This is a genomic window from uncultured Limosilactobacillus sp. (genome assembly GCF_934202235.1).
Lineage (GTDB): Bacteria > Bacillota > Bacilli > Lactobacillales > Lactobacillaceae > Limosilactobacillus.
This window is the reverse complement of record NZ_CAKPXS010000036.1, coordinates 1-18,072: the sequence shown is the minus strand read 5'-3', so window position 1 is coordinate 18,072 and position 18,072 is coordinate 1. Positions and strand designations below refer to the sequence as shown.

Genomic DNA, 18,072 nt, shown 5'->3' with positions numbered 1-18,072 from the left:
AATGTTAACCAGGGCAAGAACGGTCAGCTGTCATACACTGTCACTGTTCGCAACACTGGCAAGCGGGCCGGTAAAGATGTTGTTCAGACCTACTACACCGCACCGTACACCAACGGGGGTATTGAAAAGTCATCAACGAACTTGTTGCGGTTTGCGAAGACGAAGACCCTGCAACCAGGCCAGTCGCAAACGCTACACTTTACGGCTAACCAGTCCGATATGGCTTCCTTTGACCAGCAAAGTGGTAAGTACGTCCTCGATTCTGGAAATTACCAAATTCAGTTGAAGAACAACTCCCACGACGTTGTTGATACTCAGCAGTTTAACCTGCCTAACAAGGTCGTTTACCAAAAACTGCCTGGTGACAAGAAGAGCACTAAGAGTCAGTTTAAGAACGCTGCCGGCCATGACATTACTTACTTGAGCCGGAAGGACAACTTTGCTAACGCGGACAAGGCGTTGGCTGCCCCAAGCAAGGATACTAAGGCAACCAAGCACACCTTGAAGCACGCCACTGTTCCGCAAAATTACAAGATGTCCAAGGCTACTGGGAAGATGCCAACTACCGGGGCCCACAATGGTCTCAAGTTGTCACAGTTACGTGGTAAGTCCTACAACGACCCAATGTGGAATAAGCTCTTAGACCAAATGAGCGTCAAGGAGATGCAGAAACTGGTTACCTATGGTGGTTACCAGACTGTACCGATTAAATCCATCGGCAAAGTGCAAACGTACGACTTTGATGGTCCTTCTGGATTGAGCAGCTTGATCGTCAAGGGCTTGAAGACAACGACATTCCCGGCTGCCGACTTGACCGCGGCAACCTGGAATTCTCAGATGGCGCAGGATAAGGGACAACAAGTCGGCAAGGAAGGACGGACTGCTGGTATCTCCGGCTGGTACGGTCCAGCCATGAATATTCACCGGAACCCATTTGGCGGGCGGACCTTCGAATACTACTCCGAAGATCCACAGCTTGCCGGGACAATGGCTGCCAATGAAATTAACGGCGCCAAGAAGTTCGGCGTTTACTCCTACATGAAACACTTTGCCATGAACAACCAGGAAACTAACCGAATGAACAGCCTCAACGAGTGGGCAAACGAACAGTCAATCCGTGAAACTTACTTGAAGCCGTTCCGGATGGCCGTGGAAGATGGTCACGTCATGGCAACAATGAACGCCTTTAACTTTATCGGTGACCGTTGGTGCGGTGCCAACAGCAACCTGCTCAACAACGTTCTTCGTGGCGAATGGGGTTACCGTGGGCTCGTCGAAACCGACTACTTCGTTGGTCTGTTTATGAACTCCAACGCCGGGCTGGCCAACGGGACCGACTTGATGCTGTCGACCAACGGAGCCATGGGTGCTAAGCCGCAGGGGATGAAGAACCCAGCAGTTGTTCGTCAGATGCGGACTGCCTCACACAACATTTTGTACACGACCGTTAATAGCAACGCTTACCGCAAAGACGCAGTTAAGAGCGCTAACGCTGTGACCCTGCCGTGGAAGAAACGATTGTACACGATTGACGTTGTCCTGGTAGTGATCCTGGCATTATTAGAGTGCCTAGTTGTTTACCTCGACAAGCGGAAATACCGCGACTAATTACCCGTCAACATTGAGATAAAAAAAGCCGTTGCTAGTTCGAATGCTAGCAACGGTTTTTGCGTTGGTACAATAATTATTTGGTTAAGTCACCGTTGACGATTTGGTCAAGGGTGTCCTTTGACGGGATAAAGAAGAGCTGCCCAGAAAGAATCTTGGAGAAACTTAACAGGTAGTCATGTCCCTTGACCATGCTTTCCAGCATCGCCTTGGTTACCTGCCAGTGACGGGCATAGCCGATAAAGTAGGTCCCGGTAATACCGGTAGCCGGGTCGGAATAAGGGACGTTCATCCGGACGATATTTTGTGAGACGCCGTTGAACTTCACCTGCGAGACAACGTTATGCGCGTTCTTGAATTTTTCGCCGTCAGGTAGTTCCAGGTCATCAAATTTTTGGCGGCCAACCGCCTTTTCCTGGGTTTCGGTCGTCAGGTGGTCCCAGATATCCATTTCGTGACGCCACTTCTGGGCAAAGGCGTAAGACCCGTTTTCAAAGAGCGGGTCCTCAGGCCCTACAACGGCGTAATCCTTGGCTTCGTCCATCTCTGGATTTTCTGTTCCGTCGATAAAGCCGATGATGGCCCGCCCTTCAAAGTAGCGGAAACCATGTGTCTCGTCGACAACGGTTGTAATGTCACCAATAAAGAGCATTACTTGGCGCATAAACTCGTAAACCGTTGCCTCGTCGTTGGCCCGCACGTGGAGGAAGATGTCACCCTTGCTGGCGGGCATTTCGTACTTGTCACCCATGATCCCCTCGTAGGTTGTTAATTCCTTGGGCTTCGGAGCGTTAGGAAAGAGATAGTCCCAGGCAGCGTTGCTAAAGCCCACCGCGACTTTGAGATTGCTTTCCTGGGCGCGGATCCGGAGGGAGCGGGTAATGGCCTGGAAACGATCAATGAATTCCTTAACTGTCGCAAGTTCCTTGGCTTGGTCTTGACGTTTTAGTTCTAAGACGGTGAACTGAACTGCTTTGCCAGCGTCCTTCCACACATCCTGAACTTTGGCAGGGTTAAATGACATGAATAACTCCTCCTTGTTATTTATTATATCGAAGCTATTATACCATTTTTGAGAAGTGGTCTACTCAGGCATCGTGCTTTTCGTTGACCGTGCAAAAGGAAGGACAGATAATAGTTGATAAAAAGGGTGGACAAGTTGAAGAGGAAAACAAAAATGTGGCTCATTATTGCATTAGCTATTGCCATTGTTGCTGGTTGGTGGATGTGGCGTAGTCAGCAAGCGAGAGTTTACCATCCCGCGACACACCGGGGAGTCATTGGTACGCCAACGTTCTTCTTTCATGGGTTTGGTTCCTCAGCTCATGCCGAACAGTACATGACTGACGGTGCTAAGGCTGCCGGGGTGACCAAAACCGTGATTTTGGCTAAGGTAGGGTTGGATGGTCATGTTACCCTGCATGGCACTATTCCAGCTGGAACCAAAAATCCAATTATCCAGGTACAGTATACGAATAATCGCAATGGTAATTACAAGCAGGATGGTCAGTGGGCCGGCAACGTGATTACAGCTGTTCAAAACCGCTACCGCTTTACCAAAATGAATTTAGTTGGCCATTCAATGGGCAATATGGATATTATGTATTATTTACTAGCCAACGCGACCAATCCGCGGATGCCACAGCTCAACAAGCAGGTGGATATTGCTGGACACTTTAATGGCTTTGATGAGGGGATGAAATTGAAAAATAATCGCCGGCCAGTCAACATGGATCGAGGTTTTCGACCATTACTGAAGTTGAGAACGACCTACCCCACAACAGCGCGAGTTTTGAATATTTATGGTGACCATGGTGGGCAGACTGACGGGACAGTCCCTAACGCCTCATCGCTTTCACTGAAATACCTTGTTGCGAACCGGGCCAAAAGTTATCAGGAAGTTAAGATGATTGGACGTCAAGCACAACATAGTAAGCTTCACCATAATGCCAAGGTTAACCGAATTTTAATTAAATTTCTCTGGAATAAATAAGTAGTGCTGTCCTTGGTGTTAGTAAGCTAGGGGCCACTCTAGAGTTTGATAATCGTCAATAAATAAAAAAAGTGATTGACAGCTGAGAAAATTGTAGTAATATTCTAACCAACATTTAAGAAAGGAGCCATCATCATGAAAACACGTTATGAACAAAAGCGTTGGCAGGCATGGTACACTTTTGATCGCATCTAGTGTTTTTAACACGGGTACGGTCATTTTTGAGGTCTCTCAAAGCGTACCTGTGCTGGCTCGATAAATATCATTGACCACACAGTAGTTCCAACTGTGTGGTTTTTTTATTCTTCCAAACCATTTACGCGGAGAGACGGTTGCTAGTCAGTCAATATGATTTGGAGAATTTGATATGTCTGGAGTTATTTCTTTAACGATTTTACTAGTAATTTACGCTGCTAGTGAATACGTCGCTCGCCGGACTAACGGCATTATTGATACTGTTTTGACAATTTCCGTATTGGGGCTGATCGGCTTCTGGAGCGGGATATTACCCAAAAACCTGTTTGCTAATAGTGGGGTGGAAGAATTCGGGATGGCAATTGTCGGTTTGATGCTGACCTCGCTGGGCACAACGATTAACCTGAGCGAACTCAAACGGCAGTGGAAAGTAGTCGTCATTGCAATCATGGGCGCCATCGGCTCGTGCCTGTTAATTGTGCTAGTGGCTGTTCTGGTCCAGCGGAAGGATTTCGGGATTGTCGGTGCACCCATTTTTGCCGGTGGTAATGCGGCAACGCTAGTCCTCTTGAATGCGATGCGGGCCAAAAACATGGAATTATTATCAACTTACGCGTTAGCGGTCCTCACTTTTCAAAACATCGTTGGGATTCCGATTGCCACATATGCCCTCCGGCGTGAAGCGCGGCACTTGTTAGCTACTGGTTCATTGAAAGCAACAACAAATGAGCAGACAATAACGCCTCGGCGGCGACCGCTTCAGTTGTCGACAATGTTTGATACACCAATTATCAATTTGGCGAAGTTGGGACTCGTAGCCTCACTGAGTTTCGGGATTAGTTTGCTGATCCACGGAGTAGTCAATTATCTCGTTCTCTGCTTTGTGCTGGGCATCATTTTCAACCAGCTGGGATTTTTAGCGGACCACATGATGGGCAAAACAGCGTCCAGCGGGATGATTACCTTTTTAGTAACGATTGTCATTGTTGCCAGCTTAGCCGACATTACCCCGCAAACGGTACTTTCGGTGCTGTTACCGCTACTTGGGTGCCTGGTAGTGGGGACTGTTGGTGTTTTGCTTACTGCACTGTTGTCTGCCCGCTTTTTCAATGTTTCTCGTGAAATGGCGGTAGCGTTAGGGATGACCTGCACGTTTGGTTTCCCGACGACGATGATTTTGTCCCAAGAAATCGCTGCTAGTGCTGGGCAGACAACAGAAGAACAAGTGGCATTAGAAAACTACTTCTTACCAAAGATGATTACTGCCGGTCTGGTGACCGTTACCCTGGTATCCGTTTTCTTCGCCGGCTTTGCCATTCACTACTTATAAAAAAGACGTTAAGAATCAACGAAAGCGGTGAAAGTTAATGAAACAGATTCAACAGTATTGTCAATCACACTTGCTATCAATGCTGGAACTTGCCAAACAGCTGGTTAACGTCGATAGTCCGGCGACTAGCCGGGAAGGTGGAGAGCGGGTGGCGGCAATCCTTAAAGCCAAGATGGCCCAACTGGGGATGACCACCCGCCAAATTGACCGGGGAAAGCCGGGGATGGTGCTGGTTGGTGAACTCAGTGGGCCAGCTGACATGGCACCAGTCATTTTGCTGGGACACCTGGACACGGTTTTCCCGGTCGGAACAGCAAAACAGCGTCCCTTTCAACAGAAGGGCGACCAACTGTCAGGGCCTGGCATTTTCGATATGAAGGGTGGGTTAGTCAGCGGCTTGTTTGCGATCCAGGCACTGGTTGAACTGGGCCTGCGACATTGCCCAATCAAGCTGATCATCGTCAGCGACGAGGAAAAACTACACCTGGGTTCACGGGCAAGCGAGATTATTGAAAAGGAGTGTGATGGCGGGGCATACGGACTGAACTTAGAAGGTAGTGCAAATGATTTTGCGCGGGTCGTCACCAGCAATCGCGGCGGCATGATCGTTGAAGCGGTGGTTCAGGGACAAGCAGCGCACTCGGGAGCTGAACCAACCAAGGGTCGGAGTGCTATTGAGGAACTTGCTCACCAAATTATCCAATTTTCCTCATTAACCAACCTGGACGCCGGCATTCACGTTAACTGCGGGATGATCCAGGGCGGGACGAGTGAAAATATTATCCCCGACCAGGCAATGACGCGCATTGGCATCCGCTTCCGAACTAATCAACAGGGTGAACAGTTATTGCAGCAATTGCAAGCGATTGCTGCTCACCCCACCATTTTGGGAACACGAACGACCATCAAAATACTGACACGAATTAAGAGCATGGAGGAAACCGTCGCAGTGAAACGGTTATTTCAACGACTTAACCAGGTGAGCCACCAAATTGGTTATGGCAGCTTGCACGCGGTGGAAGGTGGTGGTGCTTCGGATGCGGGGATCATGGTTGCCCAGGGAGTGCCCACCATTGATGGGTTAGGGATCGTTGGCAGCGGCGCTCATAGTACTGGTGAAAGGGCAAGCGCCAATTCGTTGCTGAAACGTGCCATCCTGCTTGCCAGTTTTATCGCCCAGCAGGACTCGCTAGAATAGCAAACAATAAAAAGCCTCCCCCGGTGAATTGACACCGGAGGAGGTTTCACATTAACGGTTAAAGTGGCAGGGGAGTGATTATAATAAAAGAAAAGGAGGCAAATTATGACTGACCACAGATTCCAAGACAAGCGGATGGACAAACGTTCACAAGTATTCATTAGCAAAAAAATGTCGTACGCTCTACGTCACAACCCCGCGAAGTATGGGTTGACACTGGATAAGTATGGTTATGTGGACCTTCACCAGTTTTTGGCTGCCATGAACCGGGTGCATCATTTTCACCCCCGGCTAACGGAGATGACTATCCGGGAGATAATGCACGGTGCTAAGAAACAACGATTTAAGATTAAAAATGGCCAAATCTGTGCCCTCTATGGACATAGTATTCCGGGCATTATTAAACATCCTGAGAAGGTGCCACCAGCAGTGCTTTACCATGGCACGGCGCGACGGTTCTTGCCCAGCATTTGGCAAAAAGGCTTGTTACCGATGGGGCGTCAGTATGTCCACCTGTCAGCGGACCAGGCCACTGCCCGCCAAGTTGGTCAACGCCGTGACCAAAAACCCGCAATCTTAGTTGTTGACGCTGCAGCTGCTTCCCGGGACGGAATTAAATTTTACTATGCCAATGACCAGGTGTGGTTAGTTGACCAGCTGCCCGCGAAATACTTGCGGTTGTTGTCAGCGTCGCGGTAACTTATCCTTCCAGTCGAGGCTGACACGGTAGAGCCAGTAACCCAGGACACAAGTCAGGACATCGCTGGCGGCCTGAGCCCAGACAATTCCGTTATAGCCAAAACTATGTTTGAGAGCTTCAAGGGCAACCCAGTAGATGATTCCCTGACGCGACACGGACATAATAAATGCGCCGCGAGCATTGCCCATCGATTGGAAGACGGTTGTGTATACCAGAATTAAACCGACCAGGGGAGTTGTGACAAGGGTGGCAATTAGCATGTAGCTAGCAGCATGGACAATCACTGGCTGGTTCATGAATAAAGCAGCAACGGGTCGGGAAAAAATAATCAAAAGTCCGCCCACGATAACGGCGTAAGTTACTTCTACCAAAAAGTCAAAGCGGAGGATTTCGTGAAGCCGTTGCCACTGTTTAGCGCCATAATTGAAACCGATTAAGGGTTGGGCGCCGAAAGCAAAACCGACGATCACTAGGATTACCACCCCGTAAATTTTTTGAGTAATCCCCATCGCGGCAACCATTGAAGCACCATAAGCTGCTAGTGAAGAGTTAAGGAGGGCCATTCCAAAGGTCAGGGCAAAGTTAGTAATTGAACCAGGAATCCCGATAGCAATAACTTCACCGATTTCTCGCTTATGAATTCGCGCTTGGTGAACGTTCAAGGTAACGTAGTGAGCCTTTTTGGTCACCATCCAGATCAGTAGCAGGTCACAGAAGAAGTAGCCGATAACGTTGGCCAAAGCAACACCAGCGGTCCCCCAACGAAGGACAAATAAGAAAATGGGGTCCAGGATGATTGCTAAGACGGTCCCAGCAACGGTAGCAATCATTGCTTGGCTGGCTAACCCTTCGGTCCGGATGAGGTTTTGTGGGACAATGGAGAAAATAATAAAGACGGCACCAAAACTAAGGACCCGGTAAAAGGCGGCTGCCTGTTCGTAGGTCGCCGGCTTGGCTCCCAGGAGGTGCAGGATGGGGTGCTCCAACAAGAGCAGCAAGCCGGTCAAAACAATACCGGTGATGATGCTGCCATAAAGGCAGAAACTGCTGACTCGTTTAGCTAGTCCGTGACGTTGTTCACCGAGCAGCCGGGAAACGACCGAGCTGCCGCCAAGGCCAAAAATATCAGCGACCGCTAGCAGAAAGGTAAATAAGGGGGCGCCGATAGTTACCCCTGCAACGAGGTCGGGACGGCCAGTTTTGGCGACAAACATCGTGTCAGCCAAGTTGTAAATCATGGTGGTAATCATCCCCATGACCACTGGCAGGGCTAGCTTAAAGTAGGCCGTTTTGACTGGTACCTTGGAAAATAGTTCGTCCATTTGAAAACTCCTTTACAACAGAAAAGCGACCAGCAAGCAAGGAAGAATATTAAGTCATCCTCACGAAACGCCTGCTGGTCGCTTATGTTACTGAATTGGATTTGTATGTGCTATTTTAACGATGTTTTTGAACAGATGCAAGTAGTCATTTGTCCGCAATGGCTTGATTTAACGCCGCCGTCTTCGCTATACTACAAGTGCCATCTTAGCTCAGCTAGGTAGAGCACATCCATGGTAAGGATGAGGTCGGCGGTTCGAACCCGCTAGATGGCTTTTTTCATACTCTGAGCAGTGAGAAGACAATTTGCTAATAGGGGTCTGTGAGATAAGCCCCCTTATCTATGCTAAAAGTTAACAGGCGGTACAACAATGGCTCCTAACGTTCTGGTAAAGCCGAATGCTAGGAGCCTATTGTTGCTCGCTGGGGCGGCAGATAGCCTAGCTCCGCGTCGTGACTACGAAGTCATAAATGACTTCTGTCACGCTCCCTTTTTTTTATCAGAAAAGTCTAGGAAGGGTGGTTCTTTGCCACTAATACCGGTACAATAAACACAAATATTATTTTGGAGGTGCACAATGACGTTTTTTGCCACGCTGGCCTTTATCTTGCTGGTAACTCAGTTGGTCAGTCACTTTTGTGTGCGGATTGAAGTGCCCGATGTTATTGGGCAAATTATTGTTGGCATTATTATTGGCCCAGCCATTCTGAACTGGGTCAAGCTGACCCCCATGATTGACCAGTTCCAGGAGCTGGGGGTGGTTATTTTAATGTTCATCGCCGGACTTGAATCCGACCTGTCACTGCTTAAGAAATACCTCAAACCGGCCGTGATTACTGCCATTATGGGGGTAGTTTTCCCGGTTGTCTTGATGGGTGGCGCTTCGCTGCTGTTTGGTTTCAACCACCTGGAATCACTGTTTATTGGGGTAATTTTCTCAGCGACCTCGGTCAGCATTTCCGTCGCGGTAATGCGTGAGTTTCACGTCTTAGACTCCAAAGAAGGAGCAACGATTCTCGGTGCGGCAGTGGCTGACGACATTATCGGTGTCATCCTACTGAGTTTAATGATCGGGATGATTGATGCTTCTGGCGGCCACGCTGAGTCGCACGGGCCGAGCAACATTTTCCTGGCGTTAACCTTGCAAGTCCTTTTCTTTGTGGTAGCCTACCTGCTAGTCCGCTGGCTGGCACCAATCCTGATGCGGTTGAGCGAACACCTGCTGACGATGGCTTCTAACTCGGTGATGGCGATGATCATCTGCCTGACGATGGCGGGCGCTGCCGAAGGGGTCGGCCTAAGCGGTGCCGTCGGGGCCTTCTTTGCTGGACTGGCCATTGCTAATACCCACCACCAGGAAATCATTAACCACTCCTTTATCCCGATCGGCTATTCGCTGTTTATCCCGGTCTTCTTTGTTAGCATCGGTTTGAACATGCGCTTTGACCGGATGAAGGAATCATTGCTGTTTGTTATCGTGATGACGATTTTGGCAGTCTTGACCAAGATTTTTGGCTGTGGACTGGGAGCCCGGATGGCAGGTCTGCAGTGGCCAGGTGACTACGTTGTCGGAAGTGGGATGGTCGCTCGTGGTGAAATGTCATTAATTACCGCGCAAATCGGTTTTTCCGCGCACCTGCTCTCGGAAACTTACTACTCTGATATTATTGCGGTGATTGTTTTGGCCACCGTGATTGCACCGTTTTTGTTGAAACACTCGATCCAGTCGAGTGACCACCTGATGAAACAAATGAATAGTCGGCAACCCGACTAATAGTAAAACGACCTTCCGCATAGCAGAAGGCCGTTTTTGTGTCTGAAGGCAGTTATTTTGTTAGCAATTGGCCGTTAGTTTGGGAGCTAATAACCTGGGCTGGTTGCCCAATACTGATAAGGGTTAATTCGTGCATGGCCCGGCTCGCCATTGTGTAGATGATGCCGGTTGCGCGAGCAGGGGCGAGGGCCGCTTGAGAAACATCGGCCGCAACGACGGCATCGAATTCCAACCCCTTGGCTAAATAAATCGGCAGGACTGCGACCCCGGAACGCGGCAGCTGACTGTCATGGGCGGTCAGCAAGTGGGCGGCTATTCCGGAATGTTTCAACTGCTGGCAGATAGTTGCTGCCTTGGCAGAATTAGTTGTCAGGACGGCCACCGTCTGTGGTTTGCTGAGCATGCGTTTGAGTTCAGCAGCCATTACTCGCTGGGCTGCTGCTTGGTTAACGGCCTTAATGAGCCGTGGGCGCTCACCATGCCGGTTGAAAGCAATAATCTTGTCGCCATCGGGAAGGAGTTGTTTAGCAAAGTTGGTAATTTCGGTGGTTGACCGGTAGGCACGCCTTAAAGTTACTAAGCGTGGTCGCTGTGCTTTGAGGGCCCCTTTCAGACTGGCTAAGAGTTCTTCTGGCAACTGGAGGGGATGGAAGAGTGCCTGCTCTGCATCGCCCAGAATGGTGAACTTAGCTGTCGGAAAGGCGTGCCGCAAGTAGATCAGCATTGCAAGTGAGTAGTCTTGCATTTCATCGATGAAGACGTACTGCATTGCCCGGTTTTGCCCGCCACCAGTTAGCAGGTCACGCAGGTACATCAGCGGCGCGGTATGGATAAATGAAAGTTGGTGGTACTCCAACTGGGTACTGAATTGGTTGATGAATTCTTGCCATTGCGCAGCACTAATCCCTGCCGGGCGGCGACACTGGGCTAAAAAGTCGGCGTATTGTTCATTGAGGTCAAAGAAGTAGTTGTTATAAATGGCATCAGCCACGACGCGCAACTGTTTCTTGGCCCACCGCCGGGCCAGGTACTTCTGGAGGGTCTGTTCATCTTTGAAGTCATCTGGGGTGTGCCGGCCATAGAGGGCGTGCAGCTGCTGACGGTCGAGGGTCTCGAGGTCGGCAGCTACCCAGTCACTTTTTGCTTCTTTCCGTGCTCGCCGCTGGGTTTCCCTGATGAGGGCGTTTTTTAACCGGACCACCCGGTCAGTTAGGGGGAGATTCGCGGGCAACGACTTGAACAAGGCAGCAATATGGTCAGCGTCAAAGAAGATTTCGTCACGGAAATGGATGGGCATAAAACGAAGGACGGCCTGACCATTTTGCAGTCGGTCACGGTAATTAATAACCTCGTTCATGATTGCAGGTTGATGAAAGAAGTTAGTGATTGGCTGAGGGAGTACCGCTTGTTGTTCATAGGTGTCAAATAATGTTTGAACGTTAAGCCCCTCAAAGCGGTGCTTAAGGAAACCATCGAGGGTTACCTGCCGCATGTTCCGTTCACCCAGGCTGGGCAGGACGTCGGCAATGTAGTGCGAGAAGAGTAAGTTAGGACTGAAAAGGACGATTTGGTCAGCATTCAGCGATTCTCGTGAATGATAGAGGAGGTAAGCAATTCGCTGCAGAATAGCGGAAGTTTTCCCAGAGCCAGCCACTCCCTGGACAAGGAGCAGGTCGCTATCCGTGTTACGAATGATTGTGTTTTGCTCTCGTTGGATAGTGGCGACGATGTTGTGCATCTGGTGGTCATCATGCTCGCCGAGCGCCTGCTGAAGTAGTTTATCGCCGACCACCTCATTCGTGTCAAACATATGAGTAATTTTACCGTGAATAATGGTGAATTGGCGTTTTTTGACGAGGGTGGTAGTTCGTTTGCCCGCGGGCGTTTGGTAAGTGACCGGACCGAGGTTGCCGTTGTAGTAAATTGCGGAGACGGGGGCTCGCCAGTCGTAAACCAAGAAAGCAGACTGGTCGGCATTCATTAGCGAAGCCGTTCCAATATAAAGGGTCTCAATTTCTTGCTCGCCTTCATCCTGGATGTCGATTCGGCCAAAATAGGGCTGGTCACGAAGCTGCCGCAAAGTGGCCAGCTGGCCTTTCAGAATATCTTCGGTGGTGGCTGCTTGGTTAACTAGTCGTCGTTGTTGTTCAATCATTGCCCGGCTTTCAGCAATGTCGTCGACTTCGTAACGGTTAATCGAAGCATTTTCGCCGTAATTTTTCTCGACGGCGCGGGTTTCCCGGTGGGCGTCTGCCAGGTCTTGTTTCGTTTGCGCAATCTGGGCGTCAATGCTAGCAATGACTTGGTTGACGCGGGCTTGTTCTTTCGCCCATTCTTCACGTTCGGCTGCCATCAAATCTCCTCCTTATATCAGGTTAATTATTGTATCACGGCTGCTGGTGAAAAACTTCTTTGATGGTCTGGTCAGGTCTTAGTAATTTTTTTGACTGGAACGGGCCGCTTTTCCAGTGTTTGTTGAACTTTAACATGGTAAGATAAATAACGAGTAAAAATAATGAAGAATCAACATCGCGGAGGTGAAAAAATGACCAACCTCGCAATTGTTGACCTGGGATCAAATTCTGCACGGATGGCAATTAACGAAATTTTGCCAGACGGCCGTTTCCGTGAAATCCGGCGGGTGAAGGAAAATAGCCGCTTGTCGGAAGGGATGAGCCGCGAAAAAGTGCTCAAAGAACCGGCCATGCGCCGGACGATCAAAGCCCTGCAGCGTTTTAAACGCATTTATCAGGAATATCCAGATATTGAAGTGCGGGCGATTACAACCGCTGCGGTTCGGCAGGCACGCAACCGGCAAGAATTTTTATCGCGGGTCAAAAAAGAGACTGGCATCGAATTGCAAGTGCTCTCTGGCAATAAAGAAGCATATTATGACTACCTTGGCGTCATTCGGACGCTGAAATTAAATCACTGTCTCATCCTTGATGTTGGCGGGGCCAGCAGTGAGCTGATTTTAGTAGAACACCGGCGGGCGACCCACCTGATTTCGATCCCGATTGGCGCTGTGAACCTGTCCGAGCAGTTCCGCTTGGGCGGCTACGTGCAGGCCCGTGACTTGTTTCGGGCGGAGGTGGCGGTGAACGAACGTTTCCGCAAGATTCCGTGGTTACGTTACGCTTCCCGAGTCCCGATTGTTTTGTTAGGTGGAGCCAACCGGACGCTGGCGCGGATGAGTATGGCTCATCGTCACCAGTGGTCACGATCCATCCATGGCTACCACCTGAATTCGCGGGTCGTCTTTGCGACGTATCGGGAGTTGCTGAGCCGCAACCTTCATCAGCGTAAACACATGCCAGGGCTTGAACCAGACCGGGCAGATATTATCCTCGGGGGGATGCTACCACTGGTAGTGCTATTGATGAGAAATCGTGATGGCCGCGTGATCTTTTCAGAAAGCGGCGTACGCGATGGGATTATTACGGAGTATATTCAATTAAATCATCATGACAATTAATCAAAATCAAAAATTTTACGAAAAAACGCCGGCGCAACGCCGGCAATTGTTGGGAGAGCAAGCAGGACTAAGTGACAAAGAGCTGGCAGCGTTAACAGCAGATGCCTCCCCGGTAGGAGACCAAACGGTGGAAAACTACCTGACTGATTACCGGCTGCCGGAAGGGGTCGTTACCTGTCTGGTGGTTAACGGCCGGAAATACACTGTGCCGATGGCGATTGAAGAGCCATCAGTGATCGCTGCTGCCTGCAATGGGGCACGGATGACCGCTTATTCTGGCGGGGTCGTCGCGCCACAACAGGACCGGTTGATGATCGGTCAGGTAATCCTGAAAAACGTTGCTAACCCTTACTTGTTCAAGAACCGGCTGCTGAAGAAAGAGGACGAAATTTTAAAGGTGGCTAATGAGGCCTACCCGTCCATTCAGCAATATGGCGGCGGTGCGACTGGTATTCGGGTTCGCTGCCCAGAAGACTTTGTGATTGTTGACTTGCTAGTCAACGTCGTCGATGCGATGGGGGCGAACATGGTCAATACAATGGCTGAAGCAGTTGGCCACTGGTTAAGTGCCAAGGGGCAGACGGTGGTGGCGGCAATCCTGAGCAATTATGCGACCGATAGCCTGCAAAGTGTGTCATGCACCCTCGACTTTGCTGATGTGGCGACCGACAAAATGCCCGGCGCGGACGTCGCTTCGCGAATCGCGGACCTGAGCTTTTTAGCACAGGTTGACCCTTACCGTGCTGCTACCCATAATAAGGGGATTATGAACGGCATCGACGCGGTGATGATTGCGGCTGGCAATGACTGGCGGGCGATCGAAAGTGGTGCCCATGCTTATGCGGCCATGGAAGGTCAGTATCGTGGCCTTTCGACCTGGCACGTGGTTGGCGATAAATTAGTTGGTAAGATGACTTTGCCGCTGGCCGTTGGGACTGTCGGCGGGTCAATTGGCACCCGCCAGTTGACGACCACTAATGCAAAGATCAGTCAGATCAAAACGGCCCCCGAGTTAGCGGCGGTTGCCGCCAGCGTTGGCTTGGTGCAAAACCTGGCTGCTTTACGGGCCCTGGCTACTTCTGGGATCCAAGCAGGACACATGAAATTGCAGTACCGGGTAGTTGCGATGAGGGCTGGTGCCACCGAAGAAGAAGCGGGACCATTAGCTCAACGGCTGGCCCAGTTAGACCGGGTAGACGAGCAAGTTGCCCAGCAAGAATTAGCAAAGATGCGAAAGGAGCAGGCACATGACTGAAGAAATAAAACTGAATAAGGCTAACCAGGACCTGCTCGACGAAGTGAACGACCTTTTCCCTCGTGGCTCAGTATTTGTCCAGTTCCACGGGGAGAAAAGTGGCTTTGTCCGTCACGACCAGGCAGAGACAACTAATTTACCTGGTGGCCTGGTGATTACGGTGACTGATTTGACGGAACCAAATTACACAGCTTCTCACGAGTTGCTACACTTGCTGATGACGCTGCGGGGATTTCCCCAGATCTTCTTTGAATTATCACTGGGTGACCGCCAACTCGACGAGCAAATGATGATTATGGCCACCGACCTCTTTAATACGGTTGCCCACCAGATCGTGGTTGCCGAACAGCGCAAGCATGGTCTGATTAACGAGCAGATCGAACAAGAGTACTTTCAGGGAATTACTGCGACCCTGACTGACGAAGCTGACCAGGATGACGGAGAACGGACGCTTCGCTTATTAACCCTGCTCGACGCACTGGTTTTCTATGCCGGTGGTCATATGACAAAACAGCAGGAAGAAGAACTGCAGCGACGGTACCCAGTAGCGTGGGCTTCAGCACAGTTATTGTATGACCAAGCGATGAGCAAGCCAGTCAAGTCGCCATTTGAAATGCGGCGGACGGTGGTCAAACTGTTCAAGCTCTTTGATGCTCAGCTGCAGCAGTGGGGACTACCAGCACTGCACAACAACCAGTTTACAAGCCTGTCGCCGGTCTTGAGCAAGCGGCAATTGCGGCTGGAAGTTGCCCAGGTCTACGACATTTACCATTCTGAAATGACGGAACGCAACAGCAAGCGGCGAGCATACGTTGTTTTAGGCAAGGGTGACCAGCAAAACGCCTTTGTTTTGCCGGCACCGCAGGATGAATACTCCTCTGACCAAATGCTGAAGTTTTATCACCAGCCGGTGGAAGAATTATTGAAGTCACAGAACGTGCCATTTATTGTGAGGAAGTGATGACAATGGCACTGGCAACACAACATTATTTTGATGATGCCAAACACATTGTCTTTTTGACCGGAGCGGGCGTTTCGACCGCTTCAGGAATTCCGGACTTTCGGTCTGCGAATGGTCTTTATACTAAGAACAAGCGGGCGGAATATTACCTTAGTCACCGTTACTTTGCAACTGATCCGGAGGGGTTTTATCAGTATTGTAAGGAAAATCTTTACTTTCCTGATGCGAAGCCCAACATCATTCACCAAAAACAGGCAGCCTTGACCCGCCAAGACCGGGCAACGGTGATTACTCAGAATATTGACAACCTATACGAGGAAGCAGGAACTAAGCACCTGATCGATTTCCACGGCAATCTTTACCACGTTTACTGTGAAAAGTGTGGGCAGTCAGTTGACTGGCATGAGTACTTGAAGAGCCGCCTGCACCAGACGGACAACGGACCGTTGAGACCCGACGTTGTTCTCTATGATGAGGGCATTAAGGCCGCCGACATCGAAAATTCCGTACGGGCGATGCAAGAAGCAGACCTCGTGGTAATTGTGGGAACTTCAATGAAGGTGTACCCGTTTGCCGGCTTGCTGGAATACCGCAACCCGAGCGCACCGGTGATTGCGATCAACCAACAACGACTGAGCTTTGCTTTCCCGTTTACGATGGTCCAAGACGATGCAGTGAAGTACTTTGACGAATTGCAAGTTGGTGGGGAGGTTGAATAATGTCAGCAAAATCAGCACAAACAGCTTCTCTGCCATCGACGATGAAGGCCTGGGTCATTACCACGCCGGGGCCGCTGAACGGACCAACCCCACCGTTGAAGCTGGTCGACAAGCCGGTGCCGGTTCCTCAGCGCGGCGAAGTGTTGGTAAAGGTTCTCACTTGCGGTGTCTGCCATACAGACCTTCACGTCACTGAAGGGGATTTGCCGTTTCACCGTCAACACCTGACCCCGGGACACGAGATTGTCGGGAAAGTGGTTGATAACGGTCCGGAGACGTCACGTTTTCAGATTGGCGACCGGATTGGGGTGCCATGGTTTCGTCATGCTTGCGGGGTATGTGAATACTGCCGGAGCGGGCATGAAAACCTGTGTCCTCATTCTGTCTATACCGGCTGGGATTACGATGGTGGCTACGCCCAGTATGTGACTGTTCCGGAGGGCTTTGCTTACCGTTTACCGGCAGAGTTTGATTCACTGACGGCAGCACCACTGCTGTGTGCCGGGATTATCGGTTATCGCTCGTTTTTACGGGCTAACGTGCCGGCTGGCGGGACGTTAGGACTCTATGGGTTCGGTGGTTCGGCTCACTTGACTGCCCAGCTAGCTATCGCCCAGGGAATTGCGGTTCACGTCTTTACCCGCGGCAAAGAGGCCCAGCGTTTTGCTCGTCAACTGGGTTGTGCGTCGGCACAGGGCGTTGATGCTCAGTCGCCCGTTCCGTTGGATTCGGCGATTACCTACGCGCCGGTCGGGACAATCGTGCCGCGCGCGCTTGCTAATCTCAAACCTGGTGGAACTTTAGCCTGCGCTGGTATCCACATGACAGATATTCCACCACTAAACTACCAGCAAGCCATTTTCCACGAGAAAAACCTGACGAGTGTGGAAAGCAACACGCGGCGTGATGGGGAGGGGTTCATAACGCTGGCGGCACGGCTCCACATTGCGCCGACGACCCATGAATATCCCTTTACCAAGGCACTGGAAGCTATGCGCCGTGTCAAGCGGGGAGACATCGAAGGGGCCTGCGTTCTTCGCGTTGCGACTGACTAGACAATTGCGTCAAAACCAGTTATAGTTAAAAAGATATGTCAATAGGGAGCTGCGGGATTATCTCGCGCAGCCCCTTATTTTGTTACGATTTTTTATTAAAGAATTTTTGGAGGCAAAAATGACCAAACAAGTGCGACGAATTATTTACATCGTGCTCTTTTGTGAATTTTTAATTTGTTTAGGGATGAGTTTGATCTTCCCCGTTGAACCATTTATTAAGAGTGAGTACCACTTTTCGGCGTTTGACATGGGGATGATGTCCTCCCTGTTTGCGTTTGTTCAGTTTTTGGCATCGCCAATAGTTGGCCGGATTTCTGATTCGGTGGGCCGGAAGCCACTCCTGGTGTGGGGGTTAATTATCTTTTCCGCAGCCGAGTTTGTCTTTGCGGCGGCCAACCACCTCTGGTTATTTAACATTTCGCGGGCCGTCGATGGACTGTCAGCGGCGATGTTTGTGCCGACTTCTATGGCCCTGGCTGCGGACATCA

15 protein-coding genes and 1 tRNA gene are annotated in these 18,072 nt (G+C 50.3%); 13 read left to right on the top strand and 3 right to left on the bottom strand.

Annotated features, from left to right (window positions below):
* A partial coding sequence (locus tag Q0E49_RS06045; protein ID WP_295747069.1) for a glycoside hydrolase family 3 N-terminal domain-containing protein occupies positions 1 to 1,608 on the top strand: 1,608 nt, incomplete at its 5' end.
* Between the two features lie 76 nt (positions 1,609 to 1,684).
* Here Q0E49_RS06045 and Q0E49_RS06040 read toward each other — a convergent pair.
* Positions 1,685 to 2,632: a Dyp-type peroxidase gene (locus Q0E49_RS06040; protein WP_295747067.1), complete on the bottom strand. Its 948-nt coding sequence runs from the start codon at positions 2,630 to 2,632 to the stop codon at positions 1,685 to 1,687.
* A 153-nt stretch (positions 2,633 to 2,785) separates the two neighbouring features.
* On the opposite strand from Q0E49_RS06040, the gene Q0E49_RS06035 reads away from it, so the two are divergent.
* The 4 genes from Q0E49_RS06035 to Q0E49_RS06020 all read left to right on the top strand — a co-directional run bounded on the left by Q0E49_RS06035 (position 2,786) and on the right by Q0E49_RS06020 (position 7,023).
* Entirely contained in the window at positions 2,786 to 3,601 is an 816-nt protein-coding gene (locus Q0E49_RS06035; protein WP_295747065.1) for an alpha/beta hydrolase, read from the top strand.
* A gap of 367 nt (positions 3,602 to 3,968) precedes the next feature.
* The gene (locus tag Q0E49_RS06030; protein WP_295747063.1) at positions 3,969 to 5,126 is read left to right on the top strand and encodes a hypothetical protein; all 1,158 of its coding nucleotides are present in this window, start codon (positions 3,969 to 3,971) and stop codon (positions 5,124 to 5,126) included.
* Positions 5,127 to 5,163: 37 nt separating this feature from the next.
* Positions 5,164 to 6,324 (top strand): M20/M25/M40 family metallo-hydrolase, encoded by a 1,161-nt coding sequence (locus tag Q0E49_RS06025; protein ID WP_295747061.1) that lies wholly within the window; start codon positions 5,164 to 5,166, stop codon positions 6,322 to 6,324.
* Positions 6,325 to 6,429: 105 nt separating this feature from the next.
* A complete protein-coding gene (locus Q0E49_RS06020) occupies positions 6,430 to 7,023 on the top strand; it encodes an RNA 2'-phosphotransferase (RefSeq protein ID WP_295747059.1) in 594 nt (197 codons plus the stop codon).
* Here Q0E49_RS06020 and Q0E49_RS06015 read toward each other — a convergent pair.
* The gene (locus Q0E49_RS06015; protein ID WP_295747057.1) at positions 7,009 to 8,346 is read right to left on the bottom strand and encodes an MATE family efflux transporter; all 1,338 of its coding nucleotides are present in this window, start codon (positions 8,344 to 8,346) and stop codon (positions 7,009 to 7,011) included. The two genes, Q0E49_RS06020 and Q0E49_RS06015, sit on opposite strands and share 15 nt — an antisense overlap.
* A 199-nt stretch (positions 8,347 to 8,545) precedes the next feature.
* Between Q0E49_RS06015 and Q0E49_RS06010 the strand changes: the two genes are divergently transcribed.
* Both Q0E49_RS06010 and Q0E49_RS06005 read left to right on the top strand, forming a co-directional pair.
* Positions 8,546 to 8,619: transfer RNA gene (locus Q0E49_RS06010), tRNA-Thr, on the top strand.
* Between the two features lie 303 nt (positions 8,620 to 8,922).
* The gene (locus Q0E49_RS06005; RefSeq protein WP_295747055.1) at positions 8,923 to 10,119 is read left to right on the top strand and encodes a cation:proton antiporter; all 1,197 of its coding nucleotides are present in this window, start codon (positions 8,923 to 8,925) and stop codon (positions 10,117 to 10,119) included.
* A 52-nt stretch (positions 10,120 to 10,171) separates the two neighbouring features.
* Here Q0E49_RS06005 and helD read toward each other — a convergent pair whose 3' ends face one another.
* Entirely contained in the window at positions 10,172 to 12,472 is a 2,301-nt protein-coding gene (helD, locus tag Q0E49_RS06000) for an RNA polymerase recycling motor HelD (RefSeq protein ID WP_295747053.1), read from the bottom strand.
* 192 nt (positions 12,473 to 12,664) lie between these two features.
* Between helD and Q0E49_RS05995 the strand changes: the two genes are divergently transcribed.
* The 6 genes from Q0E49_RS05995 to Q0E49_RS05970 form a co-directional block, all read left to right on the top strand.
* Positions 12,665 to 13,594: a Ppx/GppA family phosphatase gene (locus tag Q0E49_RS05995; protein WP_295747051.1), complete on the top strand. Its 930-nt coding sequence runs from the start codon at positions 12,665 to 12,667 to the stop codon at positions 13,592 to 13,594.
* Positions 13,584 to 14,849, top strand: a complete 1,266-nt coding sequence (locus Q0E49_RS05990; RefSeq protein WP_295747049.1) for a hydroxymethylglutaryl-CoA reductase, degradative — start codon at positions 13,584 to 13,586, stop codon at positions 14,847 to 14,849. Before Q0E49_RS05995 ends, Q0E49_RS05990 begins: the two co-directional genes overlap by 11 nt.
* Entirely contained in the window at positions 14,842 to 15,810 is a 969-nt protein-coding gene (locus Q0E49_RS05985; RefSeq protein WP_295747047.1) for an IpaB/EvcA family protein, read from the top strand. The genes Q0E49_RS05990 and Q0E49_RS05985 overlap by 8 nt, the downstream gene beginning before the upstream one ends.
* Positions 15,811 to 15,815: 5 nt before the next feature.
* Positions 15,816 to 16,529 carry an NAD-dependent protein deacylase gene (locus tag Q0E49_RS05980; RefSeq protein WP_295747045.1) on the top strand — a complete coding sequence of 238 codons (714 nt, stop codon included), beginning with the start codon at positions 15,816 to 15,818 and terminating at the stop codon, positions 16,527 to 16,529.
* Positions 16,529 to 17,584: a zinc-dependent alcohol dehydrogenase family protein gene (locus Q0E49_RS05975; protein ID WP_295747043.1), complete on the top strand. Its 1,056-nt coding sequence runs from the start codon at positions 16,529 to 16,531 to the stop codon at positions 17,582 to 17,584. Before Q0E49_RS05980 ends, Q0E49_RS05975 begins: the two co-directional genes overlap by 1 nt.
* Positions 17,585 to 17,702: 118 nt before the next feature.
* Positions 17,703 to 18,072, top strand: a 370-nt coding sequence (locus Q0E49_RS05970) for an MFS transporter (RefSeq protein ID WP_295747041.1), incomplete at its 3' end; no start/stop codon positions are given.

Excerpts from the sequence above, each read along its gene's own strand:
- Q0E49_RS05975 (WP_295747043.1), top strand. The coding sequence starts at position 16,529 with ATGTCAGCAAAATCAGCACAAACAGCTTCTCTGCCATCGACGATGAAG.
- Q0E49_RS05985 (WP_295747047.1), top strand. The coding sequence starts at position 14,842 with ATGACTGAAGAAATAAAACTGAATAAGGCTAACCAGGACCTGCTCGAC.
- helD (WP_295747053.1), bottom strand. The coding sequence starts at position 12,472 with ATGGCAGCCGAACGTGAAGAATGGGCGAAAGAACAAGCCCGCGTCAAC.
- Q0E49_RS06040 (WP_295747067.1), bottom strand. The coding sequence starts at position 2,632 with ATGTCATTTAACCCTGCCAAAGTTCAGGATGTGTGGAAGGACGCTGGC.
- Q0E49_RS05995 (WP_295747051.1), top strand. The coding sequence starts at position 12,665 with ATGACCAACCTCGCAATTGTTGACCTGGGATCAAATTCTGCACGGATG.
- Q0E49_RS06025 (WP_295747061.1), top strand. The coding sequence starts at position 5,164 with ATGAAACAGATTCAACAGTATTGTCAATCACACTTGCTATCAATGCTG.
- Q0E49_RS05980 (WP_295747045.1), top strand. The coding sequence starts at position 15,816 with ATGGCACTGGCAACACAACATTATTTTGATGATGCCAAACACATTGTC.
- Q0E49_RS06005 (WP_295747055.1), top strand. The coding sequence starts at position 8,923 with ATGACGTTTTTTGCCACGCTGGCCTTTATCTTGCTGGTAACTCAGTTG.
- Q0E49_RS06030 (WP_295747063.1), top strand. The coding sequence starts at position 3,969 with ATGTCTGGAGTTATTTCTTTAACGATTTTACTAGTAATTTACGCTGCT.
- Q0E49_RS05990 (WP_295747049.1), top strand. The coding sequence starts at position 13,584 with ATGACAATTAATCAAAATCAAAAATTTTACGAAAAAACGCCGGCGCAA.
- Q0E49_RS06015 (WP_295747057.1), bottom strand. The coding sequence starts at position 8,346 with ATGGACGAACTATTTTCCAAGGTACCAGTCAAAACGGCCTACTTTAAG.
- Q0E49_RS06020 (WP_295747059.1), top strand. The coding sequence starts at position 6,430 with ATGACTGACCACAGATTCCAAGACAAGCGGATGGACAAACGTTCACAA.
- Q0E49_RS06035 (WP_295747065.1), top strand. The coding sequence starts at position 2,786 with ATGTGGCTCATTATTGCATTAGCTATTGCCATTGTTGCTGGTTGGTGG.